Source organism: Flavobacterium sp. KH_035 (assembly GCF_057839565.1).
In genome coordinates this window covers 517,849-530,979 of the sequence record NZ_CM174492.1, presented here as the reverse complement: position 1 = coordinate 530,979, position 13,131 = coordinate 517,849, and the positions used below count along the sequence as shown (strand labels likewise).

8 protein-coding genes are annotated in these 13,131 nt (G+C 37.7%); 3 read left to right on the top strand and 5 right to left on the bottom strand.

The window, feature by feature from the left end; all coding sequences use genetic code 11:
- Window positions 1-10: 10 nt before the first annotated feature.
- Both AC3IS6_RS02545 and AC3IS6_RS02540 read left to right on the top strand, forming a co-directional pair.
- Complete coding sequence (locus tag AC3IS6_RS02545) at window positions 11-445, top strand: DUF1896 domain-containing protein (RefSeq protein WP_489163334.1); 435 nt, start codon at window positions 11-13, stop codon at window positions 443-445.
- Window positions 432-5,759: an N-6 DNA methylase gene (locus tag AC3IS6_RS02540; protein WP_489163332.1), complete on the top strand. Its 5,328-nt coding sequence runs from the start codon at window positions 432-434 to the stop codon at window positions 5,757-5,759. The genes AC3IS6_RS02545 and AC3IS6_RS02540 overlap by 14 nt, the downstream gene beginning before the upstream one ends.
- Window positions 5,760-5,767: 8 nt before the next feature.
- Here the strand turns inward: AC3IS6_RS02540 and AC3IS6_RS02535 are convergent, their stop codons facing one another.
- Both AC3IS6_RS02535 and mobC read right to left on the bottom strand, forming a co-directional pair.
- Complete coding sequence (locus tag AC3IS6_RS02535; RefSeq protein ID WP_489163330.1) at window positions 5,768-8,110, bottom strand: hypothetical protein; 2,343 nt, start codon at window positions 8,108-8,110, stop codon at window positions 5,768-5,770.
- 167 nt (window positions 8,111-8,277) lie between these two features.
- Window positions 8,278-10,302, bottom strand: coding sequence for a conjugal transfer protein MobC (gene mobC, locus AC3IS6_RS02530; RefSeq protein WP_489163328.1), 2,025 nt, complete (start codon window positions 10,300-10,302; stop codon window positions 8,278-8,280).
- 202 nt (window positions 10,303-10,504) lie between these two features.
- On the opposite strand from mobC, the gene AC3IS6_RS02525 reads away from it, so the two are divergent.
- Entirely contained in the window at window positions 10,505-11,062 is a 558-nt protein-coding gene (locus AC3IS6_RS02525; RefSeq protein ID WP_073411131.1) for a hypothetical protein, read from the top strand.
- 25 nt (window positions 11,063-11,087) lie between these two features.
- Here AC3IS6_RS02525 and mobB read toward each other — a convergent pair whose 3' ends face one another.
- Genes mobB through AC3IS6_RS02510 form a run of 3 tightly spaced genes read right to left on the bottom strand, consistent with a single transcriptional unit; the run spans window position 11,088 to window position 13,052 of the window.
- A complete protein-coding gene (mobB, locus tag AC3IS6_RS02520) occupies window positions 11,088-12,386 on the bottom strand; it encodes a conjugal transfer protein MobB (RefSeq protein ID WP_489163326.1) in 1,299 nt (432 codons plus the stop codon).
- A gap of 1 nt (window position 12,387) precedes the next feature.
- Window positions 12,388-12,825, bottom strand: a complete 438-nt coding sequence (gene mobA / locus AC3IS6_RS02515; RefSeq protein ID WP_068841429.1) for a conjugal transfer protein MobA — start codon at window positions 12,823-12,825, stop codon at window positions 12,388-12,390.
- Window positions 12,826-12,836: 11 nt separating this feature from the next.
- Window positions 12,837-13,052 (bottom strand): hypothetical protein, encoded by a 216-nt coding sequence (locus AC3IS6_RS02510; RefSeq protein WP_489163324.1) that lies wholly within the window; start codon window positions 13,050-13,052, stop codon window positions 12,837-12,839.
- Between the last annotated feature and the right edge of the window lie 79 nt (window positions 13,053-13,131).

Sequence of the window (13,131 nt, the reverse complement as noted above, 5' to 3'; positions counted from 1 at the left end):
TGATATACTTATGGCTTCAGAGAATAAAATATCCTATTATTCATTACTATTAAAGGAATTGCTCAACAGCAGCTTTCCTGAGTTATCAGGGGACAAAAAATTCATTGAACAACGCGGGCAATCAGCTGCTAAAGTGTACAATGATGCCTTTATGGCCGGCAATACAATTGAGCAATGCAATGAGATTGCGCAATATGTATTATTTGAAGGATTACACTTTTCAAAATTCGATACTATATTTAAAATCGTCTGCAACGAGTTCGAAACGATCATGGCTGACGAGGAATTGCGCCCATTTGCCTTAAAAATGATGGCTGTCAGCATCCCTGTATTTGAGCAATACCGAATTACGGATGACTTTGCCGACAGCCAGGAATTTGAATTGCTCTACACTGAACTTACCGGAACTATTCAAATCTGGATAGAAGATAATGGGCTACAATAAAAGAGAACATTTAAAAAAGAATATCGAGGCGTTGCAGCTAGTTTTCCTGCTGGAAAAAGAAAAACGCCAAGCTACTGAAACCGAGAGGCAATTGCTCATGAAATATAGTGGTTTTGGTGGTCTTAAATTTGTACTCAATCCAGCTGATAAAGCCAATGATATTGACCGATGGGTAAAATCCGAACAGGATTTATTTGCAATGACTCAGGAACTTCACCACCTATTACGGGAAAATGCACAGGACGAAAAACAATACTATCGTTATGTAGACAGTATAAAAGCTTCTGTCCTGACAGCCTTTTACACCCCGCCTTCAGTCATTGGAGCCATTGCAGATTCCTTTCAGGAAAATCAAATAAATATCGAACGCTTTCTGGAACCATCCGCCGGAACAGGATCATTTATAGAAGCATTCAGGAATGAAAGTCTATCACATATAACGGCATACGAAAAGGAATTCCTCACAGGACAACTATTAAAACAGCTTTATCCTGATAACAACATCCGGGTTGCCGGATTTGAAGAAATCCCGGATAAGGACAAAGAAAACTATGATGTAATTGCCAGCAATATTCCATTTGGAGATGCATCAATATTTGACCTTTCTTATATACGCAGCAAAGATCCGGTTCGCGTACAAGCTGCCCGAAGTATTCATAATTACTTCTTTCTAAAATCCATAGACATGCTTCGGAACGGCGGTCTATTGGCATTTATCACCTCACAGGGAGTTTTGAACAGTGCCAAAAATGAACCCATACGTCAGGCTTTGATACAAAACTGCAATCTGGTTTCTGCCATACGCTTACCCAATAATTTGTTTACCGATTATGCCGGAACCGAAGTGGGGAGCGATTTGATTGTACTGCAAAAAAACAATGCCAAATCAGGACTTTCCCAAAGGGAGCAGCAGTTCTGTAGCACCTATACCACTTCTGACAATACTTCAAACAGTATGTTATTTGAAAACGTTCAGCATATAGTGCAGACCACATCATACCAAGCAACCGATATGTATGGCAAGCCCGCCTTGATTTATGAACATGAAGGAGGCATTGAAGGAATAGCAAAAGATTTAAAAAGAATATTGTCCGACGATATCTCCAGTCATTTGGATTCCGACTTATATAATGGACATAATACCACAGAAATTATTTCTGAAGATTCTATAGCTAAGTCCATTACACCTGTAATTGCCATTAAAAAAGAGGAATCTGCTACCGATAAATCAATAGTTGAAGTGAATCTTTCAGCAGCTTCACAATTAAGTCTGTTTGGTTTATATGAGAATACGTCTGAGATAAAATACAAACCTCCAAAAAAGAAAACGGTTCATCAATCGAAGCGAAAAACAATGTCACCCATTCAGCAGGGAAATTTGTTCGATATACCCATCAGGCAAAATGATGTAATGCCATCGCTTACAAAAAAGCTCGATAAAGAAATTAAGCCCGTATTGGGAGATTTATTCTCAGATAATGCCGAGCCACAAAATGTAACCACTGCGGAATTACGTATTTATACGGACAAAATACAGTCTTTTTACCGAAAGGATTGTCTGGTGACCTACAAAGGCTATGTCGGCTATCTTACCGCTGTAGATCCCGAAGAACAAAAAGCGGAATTTGAGCCGTTGCCACTTCCTCCAATGCAAAAAATGCGTGCGGAGTCCTATATTCAGATACGTGATGCCTATCTGGAATTGTATCTGAAAGAAGCCGAACAACAAACCGAACACAAATCTGAAAGGGAAACATTAAACCGTCTGTATGATGCCTTTGTCAAAAGATTTGGGAACCTAAACAGCGCAGAAAATATCCAACTTATCAAAACCGATAGTGGCGGAAACGAGATTCCTTATCTGGAACGTGTGGTTGGCGGTGTGGTTCATAAATCCGATATCTTCTACCATCCAGTGAGTTTTTCAGTCAGTACGCTGACAGTCAATAATCCTGATGAGTCATTAGCCGCATCACTCAACAAGTATGGGACTGTCGATTTGGATTATATGTCACAAATCAGCGGGTTATCAGTTGACAATCTCAAAGAGAGCCTACAAGGGCGTATTTTCTATAATCCTTTGGAAAATGAATATGAAATAGCAGAGCGGTGGATTTCAGGAAATGTCGTGGAAAAAGCCCACACTATAAATAACTATTTAGAACAAAATCCCGAAGATCTGCAAGCCCGGGATAGTTTTTCCGCTCTGCAGCAGGCTTTTCCCAGACGCATTGAATTTGAAGAACTGGATTTTAATTTAGGCGAACGATGGATACCCACTAATATTTACAACCATTTTGCCTCTCATTTGTTTGATACAGATGTACGGATTCATTACACGGAAAATACGGATGATTTTTCAATTAATTGTGATACCAAAAATATCCGTATAACGGAGAAGTATGCTATAAAATCTCAAAGCCGTATTTATGACGGAATTGCATTGCTTAAACATGGTCTGGTCAATACCACACCTGACATTACCAAAAAAGTAATGCATGGCGATCAGGAAATAAAGGTGCGTGATATGGAAGCCATCCAGATGGCCAATACCAAGATCGATGAAATCAGAAAAGCATTTTCCCAGTGGCTCTATGCTCAAAACGATGAATTTAAGAAACGTCTTACGGATAAATACAACGATACCTTTAACTGTTTTGTCCGTCCACAATATGACGGCAGCCATCAAGACTTTCCCGGACTGGACAGAAAAGCGCTGGGGATTGAAGACCTGTATTCCAGCCAGAAGGATGCAGTATGGATGATCAAGCTAAACGGCGGAGCAATATGCGATCATGAAGTTGGCGCGGGGAAAACACTCATTATGTGTATTGCCGCCCAGGAAATGAAACGCTTGGGATTAGCGCATAAACCAATGATTATTGGTCTGAAAGCCAATGTTCACGAAATAGCCGAAAATTACCGCATAGCGTATCCGCATGCTAAAATATTATATCCAGGGAAAGAGGATTTTACCCCTCAAAAACGTCTGCGTATTTTCGGAGAGATTAAAAACAACAATTGGGATTGCATTATCCTGACCCATGACCAATTCGGGATGATTCCACAATCACCGGAAATGCAAAAAGAGATCTTACAGGCAGAGCTCGATAGTGTTGAAGAAAACCTTGAGGCATTGCAGTCACAAGGAAAAGAAATATCTCGGGCAATGCTCAAAGGAGTTATCATACGAAAACAAAATCTGGAAGTTAAACTCAAAACAATTCAGCATGATATCGAAAACCGCAAGGATGATATAGTCGACTTTAAGATGATGGGTATTGACCACTTATTGGTCGATGAAAGTCACCGCTTCAAGAACCTGATGTTCAACACCCGCCATGACCGAGTTGCAGGACTCGGTAATATGCAGGGAAGCCAGAAAGCGTTAAACCTGCTGTTTGCCATTCGAACCATTCAGGAGCGAAACGGAAAAGATTTAGGGGCTACTTTTCTTTCTGGGACCACCATTAGTAATTCGCTTACAGAATTATATCTTTTGTTCAAATACCTTCGCCCTCAGGCATTGGAAAAACAAGGCATCAACTGCTTTGATGCGTGGGCAGCTATTTATGCGCGAAAGACTACCGACTATGAGTTCTCAGTAGCCAACAATATTGTTCAGAAAGAACGTTTCCGATATTTTATCAAAGTACCGGAACTGGCTCAGTTTTACTCGGAGATTACGGATTACCGCACAGCAAAAGATATTGGTATAGACCGTCCTCAGAAGAATGAAATACTGCACAATATTCCACCAACCCCTGAGCAGGAAATATTCATCCAGAAACTAATGGAGTTTGCCAAAACGGGAGATGCTTCGCTTCTTGGAAGAGCAAAACTGTCTGCCTCCGAAGAAAAAGCAAAAATGTTAATAGCTACCGACTATGCCCGTAAGATGTCGTTAGATATGCGCATGATCAGTCAGAAGTATGAGGACCATCCCGATAGTAAAGCCTCCCATTGCGCAGCAAAACTGGAACTATATTACAATCGTTTTAATGCTCAAAAAGGAACCCAGTTTGTATTCTCTGATTTAGGTACCTACAAACCAACTGAGTGGAATGTGTATTCGGAAATCAAACGCAAACTGGTGGAGGATCACGGAATTCCTGCACATGAAATACGCTTTATCCAGGAGGCAAAAACCGACAAGATGCGCAAAGAGTTCATCAGCGCTATGAACGAAGGGAAAATCAGAATATTATTTGGGTCAACTGATATGCTGGGAACGGGAGTCAATGCCCAGAAACGTGCAGTTGCGGTACATCATTTAGACACGCCTTGGAGACCGAGTGATTTAGCTCAACGGGATGGCAGAGCCATTCGCAAAGGAAATGAAATTGCCAAATTTTTTGCAGATAACAAAGTAGACGTTATCATCTACGCAGTTGAAAAATCTTTGGACAGCTACAAATTTAATCTGTTGCACAATAAACAATTATTTATCGATCAGCTCAAAAACAATAGTCTTGGTAAACGTACCATTGACGAAGGTGGTATGGATGAAAAATCCGGAATGAATTTCTCGGAATATGTCGCCATTCTTTCCGGTAATACCGATTTGCTTGAAAAAGCCAAACTGGAAAAAAAGATTACTTCTTTGGAAAGCGAAAAACAGGCTTTCACCCGTTCCAAGTCTATGTCAAGATATAAACTGGAAAGTAGTACGGCAACCCTTGAATCAGCAAAATCATTATTGGAAAGAATATCAATTGATTGGCAGAATATTGAAAAACGCATTCAGAAAAATAAGGACGGTACAGTAACGAATCCTGTGAAGCTCATTGGATTATCTGGGGACGCCGATACAAAGCAGATTGGTCAAAAGCTCAACCTGCTTGCTGATAAATCACGTACAGAGGGACAGTATGAGGAAATTGGTACATTGTACGGATTTACACTTTTGGTAAAAACAGAGGTTTCGCAAAAAGAAGGAATTAGCATCAGGGATAACCGTTTTTTTATTCAGGGAGAAGGAAATATAAAATACACCTATAACAACGGGCAGATGGCGACCGATCCTAAACTGGCAGCCATGAACTTTTTAAATGCGCTGGAGAAAATACCAGCATTAATAGAACAGGAAAAGAAAAAGATTAATGCCATTGAAAAAGATATCCCTGTACTTCATGAAGTAGTAAACAGCATTTGGACCAAAGAGAATATACTTGCCGAACTAAAAAATGAATTGGCAACACTGGAACGGTCAATACAATTATCAATTACTCAGGAACAACAAGTAGAAGATCCTGAACAAAAACTACAAGAAGATCAGACATCACAGCCTTCTCAGAAACTTAAATTCTCCTGATTGCAGTACTAATTATCTGCCAGATCCAGTTTATCAAACAAATTCGTTTCTAAATTTCCTGCAATAAAGGAATAGGGGTAATTTGGATTATTAAGATTATAACCTAAGACAACGACTCCACGTAAATTATTTTTACTTTCCAGTTCTAATATCTGGTCTAACACATTATTCCTGGTGGCAGTATCAATATCTTTATAAGGATACCCAACTATTGTATACTGTCTTCTTTCGGGCCCGCAGGTAAGGCTTACCCAATTATGAGGTTTACTCATTTTGCCTCTTACTATGCTACTTTTCAATTCATTTAATTTCTTTTCAAATAGTGCTTGATCTTGTTTTGGTAAGTTTAATAAAATAAAGGATGCCACCAGCCAATTATTACCATTGCTGTTGATATAATTAAGAGTGTCTGACCAATACTGTGTTTTTTGCAAAAAAGGTTTTTTTACCTGTATTCCTCTTCCTTTTCCGATCATATAGGGGTCGAGCTCTTTTGATAATAAAGTAAGATTCAAATAGGTGGAGTTATTGTACTCATCTTCCCCTATATTAAAACCATTTTTTAAATAAAAACCAAATAAATCAAGCTCATCACCTTGAAAGTTAACATGGGCTTCAAACTCCCTTCTTCTTGAAAGATAATGTACTTTCTCACTTTGTAAAGGAAGGATATCAAAGATAACTTCAAGATCTGTGAAACTTATTGATGGTGCTAATTCTTCTAATTTATGTGTGACCACTTTTGCTTCAATAAGTTTCTTTAAATTACATCCAATTGATCCTAAATTAGACAGGGTCACTCCAAGTGGAACATAGTAATTTATCAGATTGGAATCAAGCTCATTTTTCGCGCCCGATTTGGTCTTAAAAATATGTAATTTTTTATTATTCTGCAGGTAATTCTTAAACCTTATAGCTTGCTCAGATGGTGCCACCACTAAATCCTTCAGTGTTTGAAATAATCGTTCAGGCGCACCACGTTTTGCCGGATTACTTACCGTTCCGGATTTAGCTTCAACAATTATAGCGAAATCTTCAATTAACACAATCAGATCATTCTCAAATATTTTGTTAGTTGTTGGGCAAGTCCATAAACTTCCACTAAAAATTTTTGCATCAGGAAATGCATCTTTAAAAAGTTTCTCTATCTTTTCTTCCAGGTATTTTCCTTTTTCCTTAATATAAACATCTTTAAGGGTTTTCTCTTTCATAATAAAACCTTCAAGTAAATCAATTCCCAGATGCGAGAATAAAAAAGGCACTGCAGAAAAATACTTATTCTCATCAAGCCTGATAAAAGGTTTTGAATGAATTGGATTATTTAAAAAAACATGGTTTTTGTCTTCGTTAGATAAGTCCCCAAAACGATATGCCAGCGGATCAAAAATTCGGCTTATATCTTCGTTGCTCAGCGAAATATTTGTTAAGGCTTTAATTTCTTCAAAATCAATAGTGAAAATATCTTTAAGTTTTAAATCCGAATGCTCTATAAAGAAGCTTTTTAACATTTGCAGATTCTTTCCGAATTCTTCCCATAAATTCAATCTTGATAGAGCATTAGTTGGGCTAACACCTGGCATATTATTTTCATATGCATCAAATACTGCATTAAAGTTCTTAGCTATAATTGCCGGGCGGATATTATTCTTATGCGCATTAAGTTTTTTGGTACTTAGATCAGCCAGACCAAATAAAACATCAAGAAATACTTCAGGCTTAAATCCTAATTTATCTTCGAACTTAGCACTTATACGAGCTGATAACTCATAAGCAATTTTTTGCATTTGTCCCTCATATGCCCAATTACGAACTGCAAGAGTATTATGCATCATTTCCAATCTTAACATCACAGAACCAAATTCTTCCTCAGTTGTTGCTTTATTGGAAAGTTTAAAATAGGCAAACGATTGATGTTGATTTAAATCTTGTAATAATTTTTTAAAATCCTCTTCTTTTTCATTTAATGGCATTGCACTAAGAGTCCTCTCTTGATATAAGGAATAACACTGTAGAATCTCTAAATAAAACATATGAAAATCTAGTCTACCATCAATTGCTTCTTTATCTATTCCTTCTTTTTCAGCAATAAAATAAAAAACGCAAAAAGAACATAAGTATAGAGGATCATAGTCTTTAAAATACTCTTGCAATTTTTGAAACTCAATTTCAAATTCAATAGTCGATCTTTCAGCTAGCTCTAAAAATGGTTTTATTCTTTGCTCAAAACTTATTTCTTCTTGAAAAGGATTGTCAATTCTGTAAAGATTTTGTGTAACTGCTTCGTAAGGTTTATATTTTTTCTTAGAAGATTTATTTTTTTTTACAATCTTTCTCTTACGGCTTACTGGCATAGTACAATTATTATATATTAAAAGAGCTTAAATATATAATAATTCATCAACAAATCTTAAGTTTTTGAATCATAGATGAACTTATAATAGCAATTATTTGACAAATTAACATTAAATTATTTAGTCAATTATTGAATATAAAATTCTTTATGTCAAAGGTTTTGATTCTATTCATCTTTACTTTTTTTATCAGTTGTTTTTGGTATTAAATGCTGCAGTTTCGGATCGTTCTTAATCCGTTCCAGTTCATCTGCTACTATTGAGACAATATCCAGTTTGATTTGTTTGTAATTGGCCTCAATTTCAGCCTTCATCCTATCTTCTCCTTCTTCATTTACAAATGAAAGTATTTCCGGGATTTTCTGGTATGTTTTAGTTTCAGCAGCCACTTTCTCATTATCGACCACAATCTCCGCATGAAAGATCTTTTGTTCGATACGCTCCTCAAAGTTATCGGAAACTGCCCCAACAAACATTCCTTGTGTAAGGGTTGATATTTTGGAAGCGGGAATTAGGCTTTCCAGCTGCGTGGAAATAGAAGTTGATTTATCATTCCGATTGATGGTCATACTCTGACGCTGCTGCAGTATTTTTCCGAAGCGTTCCGAAAGGTTTTTAGCTGTTTCCCCGACAACCTGACCGCTGAATATATTCCCTACGGTATTCTGAATTACCTTACTTTCTTTATCCCCATAATCTCGGGTCAATTGGGAGTAATCCTGAAATCCCAGACATACCGCTACCTTATTGCTCCTTGCCGTAGCAATCAGATTGTCCAGGCCCCTGAAGTAAATTGTGGGAAGCTCGTCAATGATTACCGAACTTTTGAGCTGTCCCTTTTTATTGATGAGTTTTACGATTCGTGAATTGTACAAACCCAATGCAGCGGAATAAATATTCTGCCTGTCGGGATTATTGCCCACGCAAAGGATTTTTGGCGCTGCAGGATTGTTGATGTCCAATGAAAAATCATCACCAGTCATTACCCAATAAAGGCTTGGAGATATCATACGTGACAATGGTATTTTTGCTGATGCTATCTGGCCTTGTAATTGGTCCTGAGCACCTCCCTGCCAGGCATCCATAAACGGCGATAGATAATTTTCCAGTTCGGAATAGGTAGTTAAAATGGTAAAAACATCTGCATATTTTTTGTTAAGCAGTTCAATAGCATGAGGAAAAGTACAATACTTTCCATTATCATAAATCTTTAAAAACCAGATGATAGCCGCCAAAAGAATAATCGGGCTTTCGACAAAGAAATCACCCTGTTTTTGAATCCACGAACGGTTCAGGTTCAGCATAATGGTATAGGCTGATTCGTAAGCATCAGATATGTCAGTCATAAAATCAGGATTGATCGGATTGCATCGATGGCTTCTTCTGGGATCATCAAAATTGATGACGTAAAACTTTGGTTTGACTTTGTATTTGTCGGTATGTTGTAATAGATGGTTGTACGCAATGGTAGAAAGGTCATCAAACTTGAAATCATAGATATACATCGAAAAACCTTTCTCGATTTGCTGTTTAATGTAGTTGTTTACAATGGCATAGGATTTACCAGAACCAGGGGTGCCTAATACGATAGTCGCGCGGAAAGGATTTACAATATTTATCCATCCATTGTGCTGTTTTTTGCGATACCAGAATTTAGTAGGCAGATTTATGGAATACTCATTTTGCAGCAACCGGGTTTCCTGCATGAAACTTTCATTTTCCCTATTAAATACATCCTCCATAAGGTTATTTTTGAGTAACCTGCTCATCCATACACCTGCCATCAGCAGTGAAATATACCCCAAACTCAGGGTGAAAACATATAAAAATGCGGCCATTTCAATGGGCAGTCTAAGTAATGGCGTATTGAGGAAGAAAAAAATAAAGCCTATTACGAGCGCTATATAGATTTTGCTCCAGGTAATCTTTTCATTTTTAACACCCTTACTGCCCAAACAGCTTAATGCCAGAAGAACCAAAGCAAATAGTTTCGTATACAGCGTGTGGGAAAACAGTCCTGCTGTGCGCTGAAAGTTTCCCAATATTTTATCAATGACAGATAATGTCCATTGTTCTTCTTTGAAGAACTCGTAACAAAACCAATAGCAGTGCATCAGTACTAATAAAATACTGACTGCTCTCATAAACTCCATAATTTTGGCTAATCCTCTTAAGTCATCTTCTCCCTGCATTTTCTAATTATTAAATGTTTGGGCGTGAATTTAAAGGCTTTGAGGCATGGCTGTAAAAATGTGGCAGGCATTGGAAGTGCGTGGCAGTGTTTGGCGCTCAAGTAGTTCCAATCATGCTTAGATTTTAAATCGCTTTTTTTATTAAATTTATAGTCCTGAAAATTATTTTGGGTATCTCAGATCAACATTAAAGAAAAATAATATGAATTACTATAATCCTGATATGGATCCAGGTGAAAGTGAACAAGAATATGAGGCGCGGAAAACTGAAGAAAGTAAATCTGCAACAGGATTAATGTTTGGCATTGCCGGGGTTTTTATTTTCGTCTTAAAAATGGCTGCAATTTTCGGCATGTTCTTTTATGCCGGATTCTTGCTGTCGCAAAAGTTGTGGGGAGAAGAAACTAACAAAGTCAAATTTTGGGTTTTCTCTCTATTATTTACCTATCTTATTTTCTGCATCATTTATTTCTTTAAAGGAACTATCATCGGATTGCGCGCAAACAACCGTAAGTTATGGATATTACCGTGGGTAATGTGCGTGTTGTTATGCTGTATTGTCCCTGCATTTATAGTAAAATCAGTAGTTGCTGGTATGTTCCATGTGAGGGATAGACAAGGTATGCTGTGCGTAGGGATTAGTTGGGCAGCATTTATACTGTTTTCATTATACGTCTATGATATCTATCAGTTCAAAACACCAACTGTTCCGAAGGTTTTGCATTGGAGCTATGCTTGGGGATTGAAATTGTCTTTATGACCGAAAGTTATAACGAATAACAAACCTATTGACCTCTCTTACGTTTCTTTTTCTTTTTCATCTTATTGGCAAAATCCTGTTCCTGGTAATCTTCTCCCTGAGCTTCCGGCAATAACCCGCCAAAACCTTCTATACTACTATGGATATTGTTAGATTGAATAGTACTTTGATTACTTAGAAAATCAAATAAATCGTGAGGCTTCTCAGCTGGTAGACTTTCCGATACTGTTTTTATTAAAATTGTTTTGGTATCCTCACTATTTTTAATTTCCGGTTGTAGCCCATTATTCCACCAGTCGTTAAATACATTCGCTGAAAATTCTTTTCCCAAACGCGAACCGTTCCATACCGATTTGGAATTATGGTCTATGAATGTAATTCCATAAATACGATCTGTGTAGCTTTTACGAATAATCACGTTAATGCCTTTTTCTGTCAGCTGTTTTTTAAAGTCCTGTTCGTCAATGGCCGCCCGTAGGGTTGTTTCAATTGTTTTTCTAATTGCAGGTCTCACATCACTTTCTTTAAGTGCCACTTTGGATGCTGTAAAATGATTTTGAAGCTCGATGTATCCTGCACTTTTTCCAAAAAGAGATGCTTTAAATGGGTTGCTAGCTTTTTCCCCATTTTCATTCAGAACAAAATAGACCAGCCCTTGTTTGGGTTTCCCATGTAATTCGCCCTTGACCTCTTCGGCTGTAATATTAAAAAGCGATAACAAGGCATTGTATTCCCCAAAACTTTGAAAGTCATATTTTTTAGGCAGATACCGTACCACCGAAGCGATCTGGCCTTTAAGATCATTACTCTTGTAATCCACGACAAGAAATGCCTTTTCGTCTTGTTTGGACTCTTTTTGAGCAGCGCAGGCTAATTGGTGTTTTTGTTCAAGCTCCCGGCAGATATCCATCGAACGTCTACGTTCATAACTATCCGATATTTTCCTGCCTTGTTCATCTACACAAACCGAAACGATATGGATATGAGTACGTTCAATGTCGGTATGTTTGAACACTACGTAGGGCTGCTCGCCGTATCCCATTTTTTCCATATACTCCTGTGCAACGGTATTAAATTTTTCATCACTCACATTGTCTTTAGGATCGGGATTGAGCGAAATATGCAGAACCATTTTTTCTGTTTTACGATTCGCCAGCAAATAAGGTTCAAAAGAACCCAGTAGCTGGGCTACAGAATAATGTCCATCAGGAGTTTCCTGCATCTTATGGGTAAAGAGAATCTCCCCATTTTCCTTCTCGACTTTTAGCTGATTATAGTTAAGTACGCCTGTCAAGTTTTGTCCTCTGCCAATTTTAGCTACCATTTTACTTGTTGTTTTTAATATATTTTGCTTCAAATTCTCCGGTAATCTGAATGATTTTTTGACATAATACTGCCATTTCAGCTGTATGCTTTTCGAGTTTATAAAGATAAGCGGCCGCTTTTTTCTCGGAGAAATTGCGATAAAGTAGTTTTACGATTTGGTTATAATTCACTCCAACGCTCCGGAATTGTCCATACAAAGTGGTTAACCGCATATAATAATCCATTGCAGCTTTATCGATTTTGACTGTTTTAATGGTCTTCTGAAAGATGCAGGCAGTGATAAAATGTGCCATTACATTCATTTGGGACTGTTCAAAAAGAGAAAGAAAACGGGCGTTTTCTTCCGCATTCAATGATATGGAATAGCGAAATATGGCAGGATCCTTTTTAGGATTACGCCCTGATTTGCGGGGTTGTCTGTTATTATTTTGATCCATAATAAATCCAATTATAATTTTATAAAACATCGACTTTGGAGAATGTTTTCCAGCCCCCGGCGGGGCAAGTTGTTTTGAGCAGCGGAATTCATTTCCAGCAGCTCAAAACACAACTTGCTCCTTTCTGGTGAAAGGAAAATCCGCTCTTTCAGGCGGATTAAAGTAAGCAGGGAAAACGGCTTTTGGACGTTCACTTTCTTACCCGATATGGCATAATGCTTTTTCATAAACATGTTAGTGAAAATCATTTTACAAAGTAAAGTGCTCTTTATAAGAGTAATGCAATGTGTTGCAGTGCCAAAAACA